The organism is Sulfitobacter aquimarinus (genome assembly GCF_040149565.1).
Lineage (GTDB): Bacteria > Pseudomonadota > Alphaproteobacteria > Rhodobacterales > Rhodobacteraceae > Sulfitobacter > Sulfitobacter aquimarinus.
This window is the reverse complement of record NZ_JBEFLO010000001.1, coordinates 369210-387110: the sequence shown is the minus strand read 5'-3', so window position 1 is coordinate 387110 and position 17901 is coordinate 369210. Positions and strand designations below refer to the sequence as shown.

Annotated in this window: 21 protein-coding genes; 8 read left to right on the top strand and 13 right to left on the bottom strand. The window is 60.7% G+C overall.

The genetic code is table 11. The features are described 5' to 3' along the window. Window positions 1-34: 34 nt before the first annotated feature. The 9 genes from rsgA to hmgA form a co-directional block, all read right to left on the bottom strand. On the bottom strand, window positions 35-1066 hold the full coding sequence (gene rsgA, locus ABMC88_RS01970; protein ID WP_349575151.1) for a ribosome small subunit-dependent GTPase A: 1032 nt from the start codon (window positions 1064-1066) through the stop codon (window positions 35-37). 129 nt (window positions 1067-1195) lie between these two features. Beyond that, window positions 1196-1813, bottom strand: a complete 618-nt coding sequence (gene maiA / locus ABMC88_RS01965) for a maleylacetoacetate isomerase (RefSeq protein WP_349575150.1) — start codon at window positions 1811-1813, stop codon at window positions 1196-1198. Beyond that, window positions 1810-1989 carry a DUF2783 domain-containing protein gene (locus tag ABMC88_RS01960; RefSeq protein WP_349575149.1) on the bottom strand — a complete coding sequence of 60 codons (180 nt, stop codon included), beginning with the start codon at window positions 1987-1989 and terminating at the stop codon, window positions 1810-1812. The genes maiA and ABMC88_RS01960 overlap by 4 nt, the downstream gene beginning before the upstream one ends. Further along, complete coding sequence (locus ABMC88_RS01955; RefSeq protein WP_349575148.1) at window positions 1989-3611, bottom strand: FAD-dependent oxidoreductase; 1623 nt, start codon at window positions 3609-3611, stop codon at window positions 1989-1991. The genes ABMC88_RS01960 and ABMC88_RS01955 overlap by 1 nt, the downstream gene beginning before the upstream one ends. 22 nt (window positions 3612-3633) lie before the next feature. After that, window positions 3634-3975 (bottom strand): hypothetical protein, encoded by a 342-nt coding sequence (locus tag ABMC88_RS01950; protein ID WP_349575147.1) that lies wholly within the window; start codon window positions 3973-3975, stop codon window positions 3634-3636. Beyond that, complete coding sequence (locus ABMC88_RS01945) at window positions 3975-4925, bottom strand: MBL fold metallo-hydrolase (RefSeq protein WP_349575146.1); 951 nt, start codon at window positions 4923-4925, stop codon at window positions 3975-3977. Before ABMC88_RS01945 ends, ABMC88_RS01950 begins: the two co-directional genes overlap by 1 nt. Before the next feature lie 21 nt (window positions 4926-4946). Then, entirely contained in the window at window positions 4947-6200 is a 1254-nt protein-coding gene (gene fahA, locus ABMC88_RS01940) for a fumarylacetoacetase (protein WP_349575145.1), read from the bottom strand. Window positions 6201-6243: 43 nt separating this feature from the next. Next, on the bottom strand, window positions 6244-6432 hold the full coding sequence (locus ABMC88_RS01935; protein ID WP_349575144.1) for a hypothetical protein: 189 nt from the start codon (window positions 6430-6432) through the stop codon (window positions 6244-6246). Further along, window positions 6432-7724: a homogentisate 1,2-dioxygenase gene (gene hmgA / locus ABMC88_RS01930; protein WP_349575558.1), complete on the bottom strand. Its 1293-nt coding sequence runs from the start codon at window positions 7722-7724 to the stop codon at window positions 6432-6434. The genes ABMC88_RS01935 and hmgA overlap by 1 nt, the downstream gene beginning before the upstream one ends. 146 nt (window positions 7725-7870) lie before the next feature. On the opposite strand from hmgA, the gene ABMC88_RS01925 reads away from it, so the two are divergent. After that, window positions 7871-8302, top strand: a complete 432-nt coding sequence (locus ABMC88_RS01925) for a MarR family winged helix-turn-helix transcriptional regulator (protein WP_349575143.1) — start codon at window positions 7871-7873, stop codon at window positions 8300-8302. Between the two features lie 41 nt (window positions 8303-8343). Here ABMC88_RS01925 and ABMC88_RS01920 read toward each other — a convergent pair whose 3' ends face one another. The 3 genes from ABMC88_RS01920 to ABMC88_RS01910 all read right to left on the bottom strand — a co-directional run bounded on the left by ABMC88_RS01920 (window position 8344) and on the right by ABMC88_RS01910 (window position 10451). Then, window positions 8344-8838 (bottom strand): copper chaperone PCu(A)C, encoded by a 495-nt coding sequence (locus ABMC88_RS01920; RefSeq protein WP_349575142.1) that lies wholly within the window; start codon window positions 8836-8838, stop codon window positions 8344-8346. Between the two features lie 68 nt (window positions 8839-8906). Next, complete coding sequence (locus ABMC88_RS01915) at window positions 8907-9239, bottom strand: hypothetical protein (RefSeq protein WP_349575141.1); 333 nt, start codon at window positions 9237-9239, stop codon at window positions 8907-8909. Between the two features lie 141 nt (window positions 9240-9380). Beyond that, the gene (locus ABMC88_RS01910) at window positions 9381-10451 is read right to left on the bottom strand and encodes a S1C family serine protease (protein ID WP_349575140.1); all 1071 of its coding nucleotides are present in this window, start codon (window positions 10449-10451) and stop codon (window positions 9381-9383) included. A gap of 136 nt (window positions 10452-10587) precedes the next feature. Here ABMC88_RS01910 and ABMC88_RS01905 point away from each other — a divergent pair, with 136 nt between their 5' ends. From ABMC88_RS01905 to ABMC88_RS01895, 3 genes are all read left to right on the top strand, one after another. Next, a complete protein-coding gene (locus tag ABMC88_RS01905) occupies window positions 10588-11259 on the top strand; it encodes a winged helix-turn-helix domain-containing protein (RefSeq protein ID WP_349575557.1) in 672 nt (223 codons plus the stop codon). Continuing rightward, window positions 11256-12590, top strand: coding sequence for a sensor histidine kinase (locus ABMC88_RS01900; protein ID WP_349575139.1), 1335 nt, complete (start codon window positions 11256-11258; stop codon window positions 12588-12590). Before ABMC88_RS01905 ends, ABMC88_RS01900 begins: the two co-directional genes overlap by 4 nt. 73 nt (window positions 12591-12663) lie before the next feature. After that, window positions 12664-13629, top strand: coding sequence for an NADPH:quinone oxidoreductase family protein (locus tag ABMC88_RS01895; protein ID WP_349575138.1), 966 nt, complete (start codon window positions 12664-12666; stop codon window positions 13627-13629). Window positions 13630-13711: 82 nt separating this feature from the next. On the opposite strand, the gene ABMC88_RS01890 is transcribed toward ABMC88_RS01895, so the two are convergent. Next, window positions 13712-14689, bottom strand: coding sequence for a DMT family transporter (locus ABMC88_RS01890; RefSeq protein WP_349575137.1), 978 nt, complete (start codon window positions 14687-14689; stop codon window positions 13712-13714). Window positions 14690-14771: 82 nt separating this feature from the next. On the opposite strand from ABMC88_RS01890, the gene ABMC88_RS01885 reads away from it, so the two are divergent. The 4 genes from ABMC88_RS01885 to ABMC88_RS01870 all read left to right on the top strand — a co-directional run bounded on the left by ABMC88_RS01885 (window position 14772) and on the right by ABMC88_RS01870 (window position 17885). Continuing rightward, on the top strand, window positions 14772-15278 hold the full coding sequence (locus ABMC88_RS01885) for an SRPBCC family protein (protein ID WP_349575136.1): 507 nt from the start codon (window positions 14772-14774) through the stop codon (window positions 15276-15278). Window positions 15279-15346: 68 nt separating this feature from the next. Next, the gene (locus ABMC88_RS01880; protein WP_349575135.1) at window positions 15347-16279 is read left to right on the top strand and encodes an ABC transporter ATP-binding protein; all 933 of its coding nucleotides are present in this window, start codon (window positions 15347-15349) and stop codon (window positions 16277-16279) included. Beyond that, window positions 16276-17037, top strand: coding sequence for an ABC transporter permease (locus ABMC88_RS01875; protein WP_349575134.1), 762 nt, complete (start codon window positions 16276-16278; stop codon window positions 17035-17037). The genes ABMC88_RS01880 and ABMC88_RS01875 overlap by 4 nt, the downstream gene beginning before the upstream one ends. 50 nt (window positions 17038-17087) lie before the next feature. Further along, window positions 17088-17885, top strand: coding sequence for a S49 family peptidase (locus tag ABMC88_RS01870; RefSeq protein ID WP_349575133.1), 798 nt, complete (start codon window positions 17088-17090; stop codon window positions 17883-17885). Window positions 17886-17901: the final 16 nt, after the last annotated feature.

Genomic DNA, 17901 nt, shown 5'->3' with positions numbered 1-17901 from the left:
GGGGCCTTGGCACCTCAACTTGTTGTCGCCGCAGTTAGCGTCGCTTTTTCGTGCCGCTGTGTTTTTTGTTCCCGCGTGCGCCTGTAGCAACGGGCGTGTTTTCGCGGTTCTCGGTATCCAGCTTGCGCCAACGCTCTAGCCGGGCAGGGTCAAGCGTGCCTGCGGTCACGGCGGCTTGGACCGCGCAGCCCGGTTCGTGCTGGTGGGTGCAGTCGCGAAAGCGGCAATCAGGGGCCAGTTCGGCCACTTCGGCAAACAGCACGTCGAGACCGGTCGCGACATCCCCCAGATGCAGCGTACGCATGCCTGGCGTGTCGATCACCCAGCCGCCCGCAGGGGTCTCGTGTAGCGAGCGCGAGGTGGTGGTGTGGCGGCCTTTGGCGTCATCCTCGCGGATGCCGCCCGTTAGCTGTGCGTCCTCACCTGATTTACCTGCAAGCGTGTTGAGCAGGGTCGATTTGCCAACCCCTGATGAGCCAACCAAAGCCACCGTCTGCCCCCGCCCGCACCAAGGGGCCAGTGCCGCGGCGGTGCTGGTGTCTTTTGCGTTTACAAAGACGGCCTCAAGATCGCGTTGAAGGGCCATCGCACGAGACTGGTAGGAGGCGGCGTCGGGGGTCTGGTCGGCTTTGGTCAGCACAATCAGCGGGGTTGTCTCTGCCCCGTTGGCGAGGGCGAGGTATCTCTCAAGCCGTGCGGGGTTAAAGTCGTCATTGCACGAGGTCACGATAAACAGCGTGTCCACATTGGCGGCGATCAGTTGCCGTATGTCTGTGCCAGCGGTTTTGCGCTGCAGCAGGGAGTGACGCTCTAACCTGCGCAGTACCGCGCGGTCTGTTGGATTTACCAGCACCCAATCGCCCACGGCAAAATCCGACGTGGTGGTTTTTGGTGGTATCCGCAGGCGGGTATTTCCCGATTGCGACAGGGCAGTCAGCCGCGCACGGTGCACGCCAGAGATGCGCATCGGGATCGCGTCTTGTTCGTCCTGCGTGCGCTGGGCGTCGAGCGCATCTGTCCAGCCGAGAGCGGACAGGGAGATGGTTTTGGGATCAGCGGTTTTCACGAGGGTATGGAATGGCTTTGTGCGGCTTGGGATGCAAGTGTTTTTGTGCGCGAGCTATGGTGTGTGGTTGCAGTGTAGGACTGGGGCCAGCCCCAGACCCCGGAGGATTTATGGCCAGAGGAAATAGGATTAGCGGTCTGGATGGGCGGCCTGGAAAGCGGGGTTTTGAGTGCAGCTGTGTTCAACTGCTTTGATGCGCGTGCAGGCGGCATAGTCGGCGCCCCAGCGGTTGGCGTTGTAGATTTGTGGCATCAGGACGAGGTCGGGCAGGCCGGGCGTGTCGCCGCAACAATAGGGCGCTTGCGGGTAGGCGGAGAGCATTTCCTCAAAGGCGGCCATGCGGGGGGTGATGAAGTGACGCATCCAGTTGGTGCGGGCGGGCTCTTGACCGTTTGTGGCAAAGCCTGCGACCGAGGGGTTGCAGACCGGATGCAGATCAACTGCAATGGCGTGGGCCAGCGCGGTTTGTTTGGCACGGGCGATCGGGTCTTTTGGCAGCAGGTTCAGGTCGCGGGTCGTATCGAGGTAGTCGAGGATGGCCAGTGATTGCGTCAAGCGGTGGCCGTCGATGTCTAGCACGGGCACAAAGCCTTGGGGGTTTCGCGCCAGATGCGCAGCGCTTGTGTGGTCTTTGGCCAGCAGATCGACGGTTTTGATCTGATAGTCGATGCCTGCGAGGTTGAGGGCGATGCGCACGCGGTAGCTGGCCGAGGATTTGGGATAGTCCCAGAGGATTGTCTGGCTCATTTTGCTGCCGTCAAGGCTGCGCGCAGGATGTCGCGGTCGCCGATGTGGTTGGCGAGTGTCAGGATCAGCTTTGCATTGAAGGCATCGCTTTGCTCTTTGGAGAGGCCCTCGTGGGCGCGTAAAAGCTCGTCGTAGAAACCATCGGGATCGGGGATGTTGGGGGTGAGGGTCAGCATCAGATGTCCTTTCCGATTGCGGTGCGCAGGGCGGATTTGACGGCGTCGGCGTCAAAGGCGGGCCAGCGGGCGACGATATGTTGGTCGGGGCGGATGAGGTAGACGGCGGCGGGCGCTGTGCCGAGGTAGCGGGCAGCGAGCATCTCTGAGGGGGATGCTAGCGTGAGTGCGGTTGCTGTGATGCCGTCCGTTTGCACATCGGTTGCATCGCAGCCCAGCGCCATGAGGGTAAATCCGCCGCCCAGATGATCGAGTACAAAGCCGTCTGCGTGGGGCGCGTCGGGGCAGGGCATGCCGGGGCGGGTGGCTGCGGGGCCGTCAAGGGCGTCCTCGCCAAAGAGCGCGAAGCCTGCGTAGTTGCACGGCACCGACAGGCGGCCCGAATTGACCAGCGGGCGCGCAAAGGCGTGTTTGCCAGCCAGCTCCAGCACTGCGTTGCGGAAGGTTTTCGAGACCTCGGATTTGGGGGTCATAAAGTCCGTGGCCCGCGAGGAGCTAAGGATATTCTCGTCTGCGCCATGTTCGCGCTCGGTCGCGTAGGTGTCGAGCAGGCTGTCGTCCGCGATGCCTTTGAGCACCAGATCAAGCTTCCATGCGAGGTTATCGGCGTCCTGCACCCCCGAATTTGCGCCGCGTGCGCCAAAGGGCGAGACCTGATGCGCGCTGTCGCCTGCAAAGATCACGGGGCCGTGGCGGAACTTCTCCATGCGTCGGCATTGGAAGGTGTAGATGGATGTCCACTCCAGCTCGTACTCCGGCACGTGACCCGCTTGGGAGGCGAGCATGGCATCGACGCGGGCGCGGATGCGGTCGGGGTCCAGCTCGCGCTGGCGGTCGATGTCCCAGCCAAGTTGAAAGTCGATGCGCCAGATGTCGTCGGGCTGCTTGTGCAGCAGGGCGGATTGGCCTGCGCCTTTGAAGGGCGGCTCGAACCAGAACCACCGCTCGGTCGGGAAATCGGCCTTCATATGCACATCGGCGATCAGGAAGTTATCCTCGAACACGCGGCCATCGAAGGTGAGGCCCATCATGTCACGCAGGGGGGATCGCGCCCCGTCGCAGGCGATGAGGTAGTCGGCCTCAAGCTGGTAGGGGCCGTCGGGAGTTTCGACCGTCAGGGTGCTGTGGGTGGCGTGGGTTTCCAAGGCGGTGACACAGTTGCGGCCGCGCAGCTCAATCGGTGCGCCGCTGGCTTGGGCCGCGTGGATGGCATCGACGAGGAATTTTTCGAAATAGGGTTGTTGCAGGTTGATGAAGGCGGGGTTGCGGTGGCCCGCTTCGGGTTGCAAGTTGAAATCAAAGAGCTTTGTGTCGTCATGGAAGACTTTGCCCACGTTCCAGACCACACCTTTGTCGACCATCGGCTGGCTGGCCCCCAGACGGTTGGCAATGTCGAGCGTGCGTTTGGCGAAACAGATCGCCTTGGAGCCCAGCCCCGCGCCGTCATGATCATCCAGCACCAGCGCAGGCGTGCCCTTTTGCCCCAGATCAAGGGCAAGCGCGAGGCCCACGGGGCCGCCGCCGACGATCACGACAGGATGGCGCACGGGGGCCGCGTCTTGCGCGTCTACCTTTGCGTAAGGATAGAGCTGGAAGGCTGTTTTATAGCGTGTGGCGACCATGATCTATTCTCCTCGTCCTCGATTAGCTCGAAAGTGCCCGAAGGCTGCGCGGCTGTTGCCACCCCGATGGGCAGGCGGTTTCATTTCCAAAAAGACCCAGAGACAGGCCCCAGATTTCAACGCTGACCCCAACAGAAAAGCAAACAAACGCGATGGCAAATGCCTTCATCGCTCTTCTGCCGCGCCGCTTGTCTTCGCTTGATTGCGGAACCTGCAAGCTTTGCGCCCAATCAAGCGGACCTGTCCGTTTCCTGCGCATGCGCGCCGCCTGAGCGGTGAGACCGGCCCCAACAAGCAAAGCAAGTCCAAAGCCGATCCCCGATAGCCCATAGAGCGCGCATCCGGTGGTGAGCGGCAGCTCCATCAGCCCTGCAACGCCGCCCACATCTCCAGATCACGTTCGGCGGTCCAGATGCGGGGGTGGGCGATGCCGCGGGCTTCGTCATAGGCGCGGGCGACGTTAAAGGGCAGGCAATGCTCATAAATCGCGTAGTCGGCGAACTTGGGGTCACATTCGGCGCGCACGGCGTCCCATGCTTGCTTGAGCGTGCCGCCTTGGGCTGCGACGCGCGCCGCGGGGGCGTATGTGGAGTTCACAAAGTCGCGCGTGCTCTCGATCGCGCGGTGCACGGCCTCTTTGCCGATCAATGCGCCGCCGCGACCCGGCGCAATGGAGTTCACGTCATAGGCGGCAATCGCGTCCAGCGTGTTGCCCCAATCGGCAAAATGGCCGTCGCCGCAATAGCACGCCGAGTGGTCTTCGACGATGTCGCCAGTGAACATCACATTCTCGTCCGGAACATGGATCACGATATCGCCTGCCGTATGCGCACGGCCAAGGTGCATCAGGTCCACGCGGCGGTTGCCCAGATGCACGGTCATACGGTCGTTAAAGGTGGTTGTGGGGTAAGTCAGGCCGGGGATGCTCTCGTGGCCCTCGAACAGACGGGGGAAGCGTTGGAATTCGCTGTCCCAATCCTCTTGGCCGCGCTCCATCACCATGCCGCGGGCAGCTTCGCCCATGATGATCTGGTCGGCGCCGTAGGCCGATGCACCCAGAACGCGCACGGCGTGGTAATGGGTCAGGACCACATGGGTAATCGGCTTGTCGGTGACTTCGCGCACCTTTTCGATCACCTTGTTGGCAAGGCGCGGGGTTGCCTGCGCTTCAACGATCATCACGCTGTCGTCGCCGATGATCACGCCAGAGTTCGGGTCGCCTTCGGCCGTAAAGGCCCACAGATCGCGGCCGATCTCGTCAAAGGTGATTTTTTTTTCGGTCATGTCGCCTTGGGAGGCAAATGCTTTGGCCATTTTAGGATCCTTAGAAGGGAGTTATGGAAATTTCACGGCGGGTTTGATGGTGCCCGTGCAGGTGCCGAAACCGATGAGATAGCCATCGCCGCGTGCGGCACCGTGCAGGGTGAGCGTGTCACCGTCTTCGATAAAGCTGCGGGTCTGGCCGCCCCCGATGTCCAGCGGCTCCTTGCCGCCCCATGACAGCTCCAACAGGCTGCCGCGCTGGTGCTTTTCCGCGCCCGAAATCGTACCCGAGCCCAGCAAATCACCCGGTGTCATCGCGCAGCCAGAACTGGCGTGATGGGCCAATTGTTGCGGGGCCGAGTAATACATCTCGTTATAGTTCGTTTCGCAGATGGTTGCCGTTTCGCCGCCCTCGGGCTGGATCGTAACCGACAGGTCGATGTCATAGAGCATCGGCTTCGGCTCGGCCAAATAGGGCAGCAGGTCCTTCTCCCGCGCAGGCGTCGAGGTGCGGAAAGGCTCCAACGCGGCGCGGGTGACAATCCACGGGCTGATCGAGGTGGCAAAGGCTTTGGCCTGAAACGGGCCAAGCGGCTGGTACTCCCACGCCTGAATGTCACGCGCTGACCAGTCGTTGAGCAAGACATAGCCAAAGATCATCTCGTCCGCTTGCGCCACGCTGACGGGATGCCCCAGCTCGGATGTTGTGCCGACAATCGCGCCCATCTCCAGCTCGATATCGAGGCGTTTGCATGGACCAAAGGACGGCATATCGGCGTCTGGCGCTTTGGTCTGGCCATTGGGACGGACGATGTCGGTGCCCGACACCACCACGGATGAGGCGCGGCCGTTGTACCCGATAGGGATGTGCAGCCAATTGGGCGGCAGCGCGTTTTCGGCACCGCGGAACATGGTGCCGACATTGGTGGCGTGATGGCGGCCTGCGTAAAAGTCGGTGTATTCGGCCACGACCATCGGCAGCTCCATCCGAGCGTCGGTCATTGGGACAAGAAAGGGGGCAACGGTTGCTTGCTCGGAAGAACCCTCCGCCAGCAGTTGCGTCAGACGGTCCCGCAGGGCGGCCCAAGCCTCCGGCCCCAGTTCCATCACATCGTTCCAGTAGGGCACGTCGAACACCGGCTCTTCGGCCAACTCGATCAGGCCCGCTTCCTCGGCGGCGTACATATCAAGGATCATGTCGCCAATCGCCACACCGCAGCGCGGCTCGAGGCTGTTGGTGGTGAATACGCCATAGGGCAGGTTGTTGAGCGGGAATTGGCTGTCGGCGCTGTTGGCGCTTTCGACCCATGATCTGAGCAGTGTCATTTGGTGTCCTTAAGTCATATCGCGGCAAAACCGCTTTGAAAATTCAATCGCAGCCGCCGCCACCGTCTGCCGACCCGTCGGTGCTTGATGCTCCCGCGCTGCCGCCTTTGGGTTTGGTAATGGTATGATAGCCCGAGCGGAAGCGCGCGGGCTTGTAGTAGTCCCAAAGCATGCCCGCAATGCAGGCGATGATGAAGGCGATGATTGCGAGGATCATCATCAAAAGATCCATCACTTCTTCCCCGGCGTGCCGTCGAATTTCTTCTCCAGATCAACCCAGCAGTCGATGTAGTCATCCTGCAACGGCGCTTCCTTAGCGGCAAAGGCGGTCAGATGCTGGGGAAAGCGGGTCTCGAACATAAAGCTCATGGTGTTCTCCAGCTTTTCCGCCTTCAGGTCCGCATTGGACGCGCCCTCGAATGCGTTTTTGTCGGGGCCGTGGGGCAGCATCATGTTGTGCAGGCTCATGCCGCCGGGGATGAAGCCCTTCGGCTTGGCGTCATAGATGCCGAATATATTGCCCATCAGCTCGGACATGACGTTCTTATGGTACCACGGCGGGCGGAAGGTATCCTCGGCCACCATCCAGCGGTCGCGGAACAGCACAAAGTCGATGTTGGCGGTGCCCTCGACGCCTGAATCAGCGGTCAGCACGGTGAAAATAGACGGGTCGGGGTGGTCGAACAGCACCGCCCCGACGGGGCAATAGGTGCGCAGATCGTATTTGCAGGGCGCATAGTTGCCATGCCACGCCACCACGTCCAGCGGGCTATGGCCGATCTTGGTTTCATGGAATTGCCCCGCCCATTTCACCGTCACGGTCGAGGGCGCATCGCGGTCCTCAAACGCCGCGACGGGGGTTTTGAAATCACGCGGGTTGGCCATGCAGTTGGCCCCGATAGGGCCGCGCCCCGGCAGGTGGAATTTTTGCCCGTAGTTTTCGCAGACAAACCCACGGCAGGGGCCTTCCAGCACCTCGACGCGGTAAACCAGCCCGCGTGGGATGATCGCGATTTCTTGCGGCTCGATGTCGATCACGCCCAGCTCGGTCGCGAAACGCAAGCGGCCCTCTTGGGGCACCACCAGCAGTTCGGAATCGGCCGAGTAGAAATAGGCGTCTCGCATCGAGTCGGTGACCAGATAGATATGGCTCGCCATGCCGACCTGTGTGTTCACATCGCCCGCCGTGGTCATCGTGCGCATCCCCGTCAGCCACGTCAGCCCCGCGTCCGAGTGCGGCACAGGATCCCAACGGTACTGCCCGAGCGAGACAACATCAGGGTCGATATGCGGTGCGGATTTCCAATAGGGCAGGTCGATCTTTTGAAAGCGGTGTGTGTGTTTCACCGAAGGCCGAATGCGGTAGCACCACGTGCGTTCGTTCTGGTGGCTGGGCGCGGTAAAGGCGGTTCCGCTCAACTGTTCGCCGTAAAGGCCATAGTTCACTTTTTGCGGGGAGTTCATGCCCTGCGGTAACGCACCGGGCAAAGCCTCTGTTTCAAAGTCATTGCCAAAGCCGGGCATGTAGCCCGCTGTTGTGCCGACGGCGCTGGCCGCTGTTTGCAGGCCGTGGGGTGGTCGTTCTTTGGTCACGTCGTTCTCCCGTCAACTACGTATGGCTTTTCGGATATTAGTTTGATTTGTAACTAACAAGTGCTAAGTTCTACGGCATGAGTACAAATGATTTCGATTTACGACAGTTCCTGCCTTATGTTTTGAACCGCGCCGCAGAGGTGACGAGCATCGGCTTTCAGAAACACTATCGCGAAAAATACGGCATGCTGCGGACCGAATGGCGGGTGCTGTTTCATTTAGGGCGATATGGCGAAATGACCGCAAAAGAGATTTGCGCCCGCGCAGGTTTACATAAAACAAAGGTCAGCCGTGCGGTCGGCGCGCTTGAGCAAAAGCGTTTTCTGAAACGCAGCACACAAGAGCAGGATCGCAGGCTTGAGACACTATCACTCAGCCCGCAGGGTCAGACGGTTTACGCTGATCTGAGCGCGGCGGCTCGTACATATGACGATGCGCTGGCCGCGCAGTTCACGCAGGAAGAGCGTGACGTGCTGGACCGCTGCCTGGCGCGGCTGGCGGGGGGGTAAGCAGGCCGAAGGATGCTCGCGGCCTGCCTAGTGTTCTTAAGTTAGTCGGACATCTTCATGCCGGAATGATCCATGCCGTTGTGGGTGTCGGATGTGCGCTCCTCAATCGAGAACTGCACATCGACGGTGCCTGCGTTCTCGAACACCAGCGTCGCATCGACTTTCTCGCCCAGTTCAAAGCGGTCCTCTCCGAGGCCCATGAACATCACATGCAGACCGCCGGGTATCAGGGTCACAGTGTCGCCTGCGGGGATTGGCACGCCGTCCTGCTTGGTCATCCGCGCAACGCCGTTTGCGTCTGTCTCCGACAGGTGCAGCTCAACCCGTGGCACGCTGGGGGTGCGGACCTCTAGCAGGGTGTCGTCTGTGTCGCCGGTGTTGGTGATGGCCATATAGCCGCCGCCGACTTTGACGCTGGGCGCGGTTTCAAACGCGCGGGGGTGGTCGATTTGCAGCGCGCCTACGGTGTATTCATGCGCCGACACGGTGGCCGCGGACAAAAGGATTGCGGCTGTAGCGGAAAGGATAAATTTCATCTGTGTATTCCATTTGAATGCGCGCCCTCAGGCTGCGCGAGTTGACAGGTCAGGTAAAGTGGTCGCTGTCAGGCAAATGGGGGTGCGCGGGCAGGCGGGCGGTTGGCATATGTCCCGACCCGAGGCAAACTGACCAGAGCAGGCACAGCCCGCACGTCACGCAGACTTGGCGTCAGTGTCCAATCGGGCATCGGCGCGGGCAGATTGGCGGCTTCGACGATACGGCAGCTTTCGCACCCGCCGCTGGGATGCAGAGGGCTGTCGCCGCACAGATCCGACAACTCACCGCCAAGGCTTAGAAATTGGGCCAACTCCTCGGACACCGGTGCCGCGCCCGTGCGATGTGCAAAAGGCAGGCTCAGCAATGCGATCGCCGACAGCGATAGCAGAAGATTACGCAAGAAGGTGTGCAGCGGTTGGGTCATCTGCCGCGACGGATACACCGACAAACCCGTCTGCGCCAGACCAAAGGATTGCGACAAAATGCCGAAGGCCGGATGCAAAATGCCCCGATGCGGTACGGCATCGGGGCAAAGCAGGCCTTAGGCGTCTTGGGGTGCCAGCGTCCCGATGGTGATGTCGAAGGTGCGTTCCTTGCCGCGCCGCAAGACCGTGATTGTGGCACTGTCTTCGGGGTTTTTGGCAGCAACGGCGCGGGTCAGATCGCGCAGCGTGGTGATCTCGGCCTCGTCAAAGCGCAACACGATGTCGCCTTTGCGCAGGCCACCCTCAGCGGCGGGGCTGCCTTTGCTGACGGACTCGATCACGGCGCCTGTAGCAGTGTCATAGCCCAGCACTTGGGCGACCTCGTCGCTCATCGGTTTGATGCTGACGCCCAGCCAGCCGCGTGTCACGGTGCCGTCGTCGGACAGGTCCGCGACCACTTCACGCACCAGATCGGATGGCACGGCAAAGCCGATCCCCACAGATCCGCCGCCCGGGGAAATAATCGCCGTGTTCACGCCAATCACCTCGCCCTCGTTGTTAAACAGCGGTCCACCCGAATTGCCGCGATTGATCGCGGCATCGGTCTGGATGAACTCGTCATAGGGGCCCGAGTTGATGTCACGTGCCTTGGCCGAGATGATCCCGCTGGTCACGGTTGAGCTGAGGCCAAAGGGGTTGCCCACGGCCACAACCTCGTCACCGACGCGCATCGTCTCGGACGTGCCGAAGCTGACATAGGGCAGATCGACCTCGGCCTTGATCGACAGCAGGGCGATGTCGGTGGCAGGATCACTGCCCACCACTTGCGCGTCGAATTTGCGACCATCGGCCAGTGTAACCTGCACCACTTGTGCACCGTCAACGACATGGTGATTGGTCACGATCTGCCCTTCGTCCGAGATGATGAACCCCGATCCCAAACCGCCCTGAGGGCGTGCTTGGGGGTTTTGCTGCTCGAACCGGCGGCGCAGGGCTTCGGGCATGTTGTCGGGCAGGGCATCCGCCGTGCGCTGCTTGCCTGTCACTTCGATGAAGACAACGGCGGGGGCCACGTCCTCGACCAGATCGCCGTAGCCGCCCGCAGGGACGGCAAAGGCCGCCATAGGGGCCAGCGCCATAGCGGTGCCAAGCATTAGCGTGCGGTGTTTGGGGTAAAGAGATGTCATTGTTGTATCCTCATGCATCTTGGTGTGTCTGGCATAGAAATGGGGGAGCCAGATTACAGGTCAGCCGTGCGGGCGTATACAAAACTGTAATACTGCGCGGGATGTAGTGCGCGGCTGGATGCCCTATATGAATGCTATGAAGATACTTGTGATCGAAGATGACGCCACCACAGGCACCTATATCGCGCGCGGTTTGCGCGAAGAAGGGCATGTGGTTGATCTGGTAGAGACAGGCGACAAGGGGCTGGTTGCGGCGACCACGGGCGCGCATGACGTGCTGATCGTGGACCGTATGTTGCCGCAGGTCGACGGGCTGACGCTGGTCAAGACCTTGCGCGGGGCGGGGAAGACAACCCCTGTGCTGTTCCTGACGGCCATGGGCTCGGTCGAGGACAGGATCGGCGGGCTGAACGCGGGGGGCGATGACTATCTGGTGAAGCCCTTTGCTTTTGGCGAATTGTCGGCGCGGGTGGCTGCCCTTGGTCGCCGTCCGCAAGCGGTTGAACAGGAGACGGTGCTGGAGGCCGGCGATTTGACGCTGGACCTGCTGACCCGCAAGGTCGTGCGGGCGGGGGAGGAGTTGGACCTGTTGCCGCGTGAATTCGCGCTGTTGGAGTTCCTGTTGCGCCGCAAGGGGCGGGTGCAGACCCGTACGATGCTGTTGGAAGGCGTGTGGGATTTATCCTTTGACCCCATGACCAATGTGGTCGAAACGCATATCAGCCGTCTGCGCGCCAAAGTAGACAAGCCGTTCGAGACTGACCTGATTAAGACCGTGCGCGGCGCGGGTTACAGGATTGATGGATGAGAGCGCTTTGGCGCTCGATGCCGCTGCGGCTGGCGCTGGTGTTGGTGGTGCTGTTCGGCACGGTCAGCTTGCTGAGCCTCGGGGCCAGCTATGCCGTGACTCGCGCCGCGTTTGAACAATCCATCCGCGATGATCTGGCCCAAGACCTCGCCGGCTTTCGCGCCGCTCCTTCGGCCCGCGCTGTGGCGCTGTTGGTGCAGGCGGAATCGGCAGGCACGAACCCGAACCGACTGGTGCTGAGCTATGTCGCCCGCAACGGCCAGATTTACGGCAACGGGGCGATTGCCCGCGACGACGAGGGGTTTCACATTATCTCGCTCGAAAATGGCGGCACGGCGTTGAACGGCGAATATCTGGCGCTGAATGCGCGGCTGTATGGCGGGCGACTGACCATTGCCCGCAGCCGCGCCGAGGTAGAGGCGCTGCGCCCCGTGTTCGTGAATATCTTGTGGATTTCACTGCTGCCCACGGTGCTGATTGCGCTGTCTGGCGGGTTGATCCTTGCCCGCCGCTCGCAGCGGCACGTGGAGGTGATCCGCAGCGCGTTGGACCGCTTCACAGGCGGTGATATGACAGCGCGCGTGGTCACGGGGCGGCGGTGGTCGGATGATTTGCTGCGCATCGGCGACGCGGTGAATGATATGGCAGGGGCGCAGGAACGCTCGGTCACGGCGTTGCGGCAGGTCTCGTCTGACATTGCCCATGATTTGAAGACGCCCGTGCAGCGCGTCTCGCTTCGGTTGGAGGCGCTGGCCGATGTGGTTCCCGAAGGGGAAGCGGCGGTTCTGGTGGCACAATCGCGGGACGAGGTGGCAGGGATTTCGGCGGTGTTTACCTCCTTGTTGCAACTGGCACAGGTTGAGAACGGCGCGTTGCGGGCGGCCTTCACTCCCGTCGATTTGGCACAGCTTTGCCGCACCATGGTCGAGGTCTACGAGCCCGCCGCCGCAACCCGCGCACAGCAGTTGCAGTATGATGGGCCCGAGACCTTGACCGTTCAGGGTGAAAAGAACCTGCTGGGCCAGATGATTGCCAATCTGATCGAGAACGCGCAGCGGCACACGCCTGACGGATCGCGGATCGGGGTTTCGTTGCATGAAGACGCGGATGGCCCCGTGCTTTGCGTCACGGACAATGGTGCAGGGATTCCGCCAGAGGAGCGTGCCCGCGTAACGCAACGTCTATACCGCTTGGATCGCAGCCGTCATACGCCCGGCAACGGCCTGGGGCTGAGCCTTGTTGACGGTGTAGCGCGGCTGCACGGCGCGGATTTGCGGTTTGACGACGCAAAGCCGGGCCTGAAGGTGTGCGTGACGTTCCCCGCCAGCTAGCGTGATGTGATGTTGCAAGTCGGGCGTTGGCGCGACAGTCTGGGCCGGATATTTCTGACCGGAGACTGCTGCCATGCGCGCCATGCAATTGACCACCTATGATACGCCGCTGGCGCTTTGCGAGATTGACATGCCGCGTCCGAAAGCGGGCGAGATCGTGATCGAGGTCGCGGCCTGCGGGTTGAACTTTGGTGATACGCTGTTGATCAAGGGCAGCTATCAGGAAAAGCCTGACCTGCCAGTGACGTTGGGCATGGAGATGGCGGGTACGGTGCAGGCCGTCGGCGCGGGTGTGAGCGGCTTTGACGTGGGTATGCGGGTGGCGGCTTATAATGGCAGCGGCGGCTTGGCGGAATATGCGGCCGTGCCTGCCTCGTTCTGTGTGCCGATCCCTGATATGATGCCCTTTGAAGATGCTGCGGCATTTTTGATCACCTATGGTACCAGCCATCTGGCCCTGCACGACAAGGCGCGTCTGCAAAAGGGCGAGCGGTTGTTGGTCTTGGGGGCTTCGGGCGGCGTTGGCCTGACGGCGGTTGAACTGGGGCACCTGATGGGCGCCGAAGTTATCGCATGTGCGCGCGGTGCCGCCAAGCTGGAGATTTGCCGTCAGATGGGGGCCGATCATCTGATTGATTCCGACACGCAGGACATTCGTGACACAGTAAAGGCGCTGGGCGGGGCGGATGTTTTGTATGATCCCATCGGCGGGGCGCAGTTTAAAGCGGGCATGCGGGCGTGTAACGCAGGCGCGCGGCTGTTGCCTTTGGGGTTTGCCAGCGGGGAGGTGCCGCAGGTGCCCGCCAATATTCTGTTGGTGAAGAATATGAGCGTTCTGGGCCTGTATATCGGGGGGTATGCCAAGCTGAACCCGAAGGCTTTGACCGACAGCTTTACCACTTTGTTGGAGTGGTATGAGGGTGGCAAGATCAAGCCGCATGTGAGCAACGTGCTGCCGCTTGAGGCGGTGAACGACGGTCTTGATTTGTTGCGGCGGCGGGAGGCCACGGGCAAGGTTGTGATTGATCTGCGCGGGTAAGGGGCCAGCCCCCTTGGCCCTTCGGGCCAATTCCCCCGAAGGATATGGGGCCAGAAAAAATATTGGTTCGTGAAAGTAGAGGTTAGTGGCGTCTTGCGACGGGGCGGGGCGTGACGCGTTTGGCTTTGGCGCGTTCGCGGAAAAAGACAAACAGGCCCGAAGCAATGATGAGTGTCATGCCCGTCCAGACCTCCCATGTGGGGAGATCGCTGAAGATGAAAAGCCCCCAGAAGACGGCGAGCGGCAGGCCGATATACTCAAACGGGGCCACGGTGGCCGCATCCGCAAGGCGGTAGGCCTGACTGAGGCTGTAACCGATCAGCGCGCCGTTCACGCCGAGGCCCAGCAGGACAAGGCGGTCTTCGGGGGCGGGCCAGACCCATGCGCGCAGCAGGAACTGGAGCGAGGGGTTCGTGGTGTTTGTGGCGAACTGGCCGTCACCTGCGATCAGATAGAAGGTGATCGAAACGATCAGAAACGTCCCCTGAATATAGATGGCCAGAACGGATGCGGGGGCTTTCGCACCCAGCTTGCGGGTCATCACCTGATTGAGCGCGTAGGTAAGTGCCGCGAGCACGGGCAGCATGAGCACGATGCGCGATACGGCGAGGTCTGCCGACGTCTCCCACGGGCGTTGCATCACGATCACGCCGATAAAGCCTACGATAACCGCGCCAAGGCGCAGTGGGCCTACTTTTTCGCCGAGAATGGGGATCGACAACAGGGTGATGAACAGCGGTGCCGCGAAGAAAAGCGCGGTTGCATCCGCGAGCGGCATCACAGCAAGGGCCAGAAAATAAGACATATTGGCGATGACCACCAACACGCCGCGCAAAACGTGCAGGCCGGTGTTTTCGGTGCGCAACGCGGGCAGCCCGCCCTCGAAACGCAGAAAAACGAGGCTGAGCGACAGGCCGATGAACGAGCGGAAAAAGACGATCTGGTGCAGGGGGTAGCCTGCCGAGAGTTGCTTTATCAGCGCGTCGTTGAGGGAGATGCACAAGACGCCGAACAGCACGAATGCGATAGCGGGGCCTGCGCGGTTTGCGGCGGTATCCATACTATAGGCTTATCAAGCCCGTTGCGGCTGTCCAGAAAAATACATAGCCTTGGCGCAATCAGTTTTCAGGAGTGCCCTACCCATGCAAATGTCAGATACCCGCCAGATCGCCGCCAGCCCCGCGCAGGTCTATGCCGCGTTGCTGGACCCGCAGGTGTTGAAAGCTTGCGTGCCTGGCGCGACCGAGGTCGAGGGATCAGCCGCTGACGGGTACGTGGCGACTGTGGTTCAAAAGGTCGGGCCGGTGAAGGCGACCTTTAAGGGCGAAGTCAGCATGAGCGATATGGTGCAGGACACCTCGATGCGGATTGACGGTGCGGGCAAGGGCGGTGCCGCCGGTTTTGCCAAGGGCGGTGCGAATGTGCGCTTGGAGGCGACGGAGGGCGGCTGCGCGCTGAGCTATGATGTCGACGCCAAAGTGGGCGGCAAGCTGGCGCAACTGGGCAGTCGGATCATTGACGGTTTTGCCAAAAAGATGGCCGAGCAGTTCTTTGACAACCTGCAAACAGCGCTTGAAGGTCCCGCAGAGCCAAATGACGAGGCAGAGCCCGAGGAAAAGAAGGGCTGGTTCGGGCGCAAAAAGTCCTGAGCCGCGCACCCTTGTTGCGGGCGTGCAATCCGGTCTAGATAACGGGATGCACTTGTCTGGAGATTGCTATGCCTGCCGTCGTTGATGTATCTGCCCTGCGCAAAGCCTATGGCAACGGGTTCGAGGCGCTGAAATCTGTGGATTTGCAGATTGAAGAGGGCGAGATTCTGGCCCTGCTTGGCCCGAACGGGGCAGGCAAGACCACGCTGATCTCGACGATTTGCGGGATCACGACGGCGACCTCCGGGTCGGTGCGCGTGGGCGGGCACGACACGATCACCGATTTTCGTGCCGCACGGGCGATGATCGGTCTGGTCCCGCAAGAGATCAATCTGGAACCGTTCGAGCGGGTGCAGAACACTGTGAAATTCTCACGCGGGTTGTTCGGCAAAACCGCAAACCCCGCGTTGATCGAGAAAATCCTGCGCCAGCTGTCGCTGTGGGACAAGCGTGACAACCAGATCCGCGAATTGTCGGGCGGGATGAAGCGCCGCGTGCTGATCGCCAAGGCGCTCAGCCACGAGCCGCGTGTGCTGTTTCTGGATGAGCCCACCGCAGGCGTGGATGTCGAGTTGCGCCGCGATATGTGGGAGATTGTGGCGGACCTGAAACGCGATGGCGTGACGATTATCCTGACCACTCATTACATCGAGGAAGCCGAGGCCATCGCCGACCGGATCGGGGTGATCGCGGAGGGTAAGATCCTGCTGGTTGAGGATAAAGACAAACTGATGGCGCGGATGGGCCGCAAGGAATTCGAAGTGCAGCTGACCCAACCTATTGCGGAAATTCCTGCCAGCCTTGTCTCGGACGCGCTGCGGCTGAGCGATGATGGCACCGCGCTGATCTATACCTATGACACCCGCGCCGAGCGGACGGGCATCACCAAACTGCTGGCCGATGTAGCCGCAGCAGGGTTGGTTTTGCGCGATGTGGTGACACGGCAATCCAGCCTTGAAGATATTTTTGTAGGGCTTGTCCAGACAGGAGACGCGCCATGAACTGGACCGCTGTGAAATCCATCTATGTGTTCGAGATGACGCGGTTTTTCCGCACCATCACGCAAAGCTTTATCTCGCCTGTACTGTCCACCTCGCTTTACTTTGTGGTGTTTGGGGCGGCCATCGGCAGCCGTATCCAAGAGGTCGAAGGCGTGAGCTATGGCGCGTTCATCGTGCCGGGGCTGATCATGCTGAGCGTGATCACGCAGTCGATCTCGAACGCGAGCTTCGGCATCTATTTTCCCAAATTCATCGGCACCATATTCGAGCTGCTGTCGGCGCCTGTGAACTTCCTTGAGATCGTCATGGGCTATGTTGGGGCGGCGGCGACGAAGGCCCTGTTTATCGGGGTGATTATCCTTGCCACAGCCTATCTGTTTGTGGATTTCGAGATACAGCATCCGTTTGCGATGGTCGGATTTCTGATCCTGACCTGTATCAGTTTTGCGCTGATGGGGTTCATCATCGGCATCTGGGCGGGCAATTTCGAGCAATTGCAACTGGTGCCGCTGCTGATCATCACGCCTTTGGTTTTCTTGGGTGGATCGTTCTACTCGATCTCGATGTTGCCACCTGTGTGGCAGGTGATTTCCCACTTTAATCCGGTGGTTTACCTTATCTCGGGGTTCCGGTGGTCGTTCTTTGGGACGGCGGACGTGCCCATTGGCCTTAGCCTCTTTGCCATTGCCGGGTTTACTGCGCTTTGCATGGGCGTGATCTGGTGGATTTTCAAAACCGGATGGCGCATCCGGCAATAATATCCTGCACCGCCTTGTTGCGGCGGCTGCGCGGCTCTACATGTGTGTCTATGAAACAATGGCTTCCTTTTCTGAAAAGCGATCCGACTGTGGCGGTGATCCGGCTGTCGGGGATGATCGGTACGCAGGGGCGCGGTGCGCTCAATGACGCAAGCCTTGCGCCTGTCATTGAAAAAGCGTTTTCCAAGGGCAAACCTGTTGCCGTCGCGCTGGAGGTAAACTCGCCCGGTGGCAGCCCTGTGCAATCTTCGTTGATTGGGGCGCGTATCAGGCGGCTGGCTGAGGAAAAGAACATTCCCGTTATCGCCTTTGTCGAGGATGTCGCGGCCTCGGGTGGCTATTGGCTGGCTGCGGCGGCGGATGAGATTTACGCGGATACATCCTCGGTTGTGGGGTCGATTGGCGTGATCTCGGCGGGCTTTGGCCTGCATGAACTGATGGCGAAAAACGGGGTAGAGCGGCGGGTGTATACGGCCGGAAACTCCAAATCCATGCTGGACCCGTTTCGCCCCGAAAAGGCCGAGGATGTCGCACGGCTCAAAGAGCTGCTCGAAGACATTCATGTGAATTTCAAAGAACATGTAACCACGCGCCGTGCGGGTAAGCTGACGCAGGAACGTGATCTGTTCACGGGCGAAATCTGGTTGGCACGCAAAGCAATCGACGTCGGGCTGATCGACGGCATTGGCCACATCAAACCACATCTGCAAGAGCGGTTTGGCGCAAAGGTCAAGCTGCGCCGCTACGGCGTAAAGAAGGGTTTACTGAGCCGTTTTGGTGCGCAAATCATGGGCGACGCTCTGCATAGCGTAGAAGAACGCGCGCAATTCGCACGGTTCGGGCTGTAATATGATCTTCAAAATT

Coding starts and splice junctions, on each gene's coding strand:
- ABMC88_RS01925 (WP_349575143.1), top strand. CDS start 7,871: ATGAGTACAAATGATTTCGATTTACGACAGTTCCTGCCTTATGTTTTG.
- fahA (WP_349575145.1), bottom strand. CDS start 6,200: ATGACACTGCTCAGATCATGGGTCGAAAGCGCCAACAGCGCCGACAGC.
- ABMC88_RS01955 (WP_349575148.1), bottom strand. CDS start 3,611: ATGGTCGCCACACGCTATAAAACAGCCTTCCAGCTCTATCCTTACGCA.
- ABMC88_RS01950 (WP_349575147.1), bottom strand. CDS start 3,975: ATGGAGCTGCCGCTCACCACCGGATGCGCGCTCTATGGGCTATCGGGG.
- ABMC88_RS01960 (WP_349575149.1), bottom strand. CDS start 1,989: ATGCTGACCCTCACCCCCAACATCCCCGATCCCGATGGTTTCTACGAC.
- ABMC88_RS01870 (WP_349575133.1), top strand. CDS start 17,088: ATGAAACAATGGCTTCCTTTTCTGAAAAGCGATCCGACTGTGGCGGTG.
- ABMC88_RS01910 (WP_349575140.1), bottom strand. CDS start 10,451: ATGACATCTCTTTACCCCAAACACCGCACGCTAATGCTTGGCACCGCT.
- ABMC88_RS01900 (WP_349575139.1), top strand. CDS start 11,256: ATGAGAGCGCTTTGGCGCTCGATGCCGCTGCGGCTGGCGCTGGTGTTG.
- ABMC88_RS01895 (WP_349575138.1), top strand. CDS start 12,664: ATGCGCGCCATGCAATTGACCACCTATGATACGCCGCTGGCGCTTTGC.
- ABMC88_RS01875 (WP_349575134.1), top strand. CDS start 16,276: ATGAACTGGACCGCTGTGAAATCCATCTATGTGTTCGAGATGACGCGG.
- ABMC88_RS01885 (WP_349575136.1), top strand. CDS start 14,772: ATGCAAATGTCAGATACCCGCCAGATCGCCGCCAGCCCCGCGCAGGTC.
- ABMC88_RS01920 (WP_349575142.1), bottom strand. CDS start 8,838: ATGAAATTTATCCTTTCCGCTACAGCCGCAATCCTTTTGTCCGCGGCC.
- ABMC88_RS01880 (WP_349575135.1), top strand. CDS start 15,347: ATGCCTGCCGTCGTTGATGTATCTGCCCTGCGCAAAGCCTATGGCAAC.
- ABMC88_RS01945 (WP_349575146.1), bottom strand. CDS start 4,925: ATGGCCAAAGCATTTGCCTCCCAAGGCGACATGACCGAAAAAAAAATC.
- hmgA (WP_349575558.1), bottom strand. CDS start 7,724: ATGCCCGGCTTTGGCAATGACTTTGAAACAGAGGCTTTGCCCGGTGCG.
- ABMC88_RS01890 (WP_349575137.1), bottom strand. CDS start 14,689: ATGGATACCGCCGCAAACCGCGCAGGCCCCGCTATCGCATTCGTGCTG.
- maiA (WP_349575150.1), bottom strand. CDS start 1,813: ATGAGCCAGACAATCCTCTGGGACTATCCCAAATCCTCGGCCAGCTAC.
- ABMC88_RS01935 (WP_349575144.1), bottom strand. CDS start 6,432: ATGGATCTTTTGATGATGATCCTCGCAATCATCGCCTTCATCATCGCC.
- ABMC88_RS01905 (WP_349575557.1), top strand. CDS start 10,588: ATGAAGATACTTGTGATCGAAGATGACGCCACCACAGGCACCTATATC.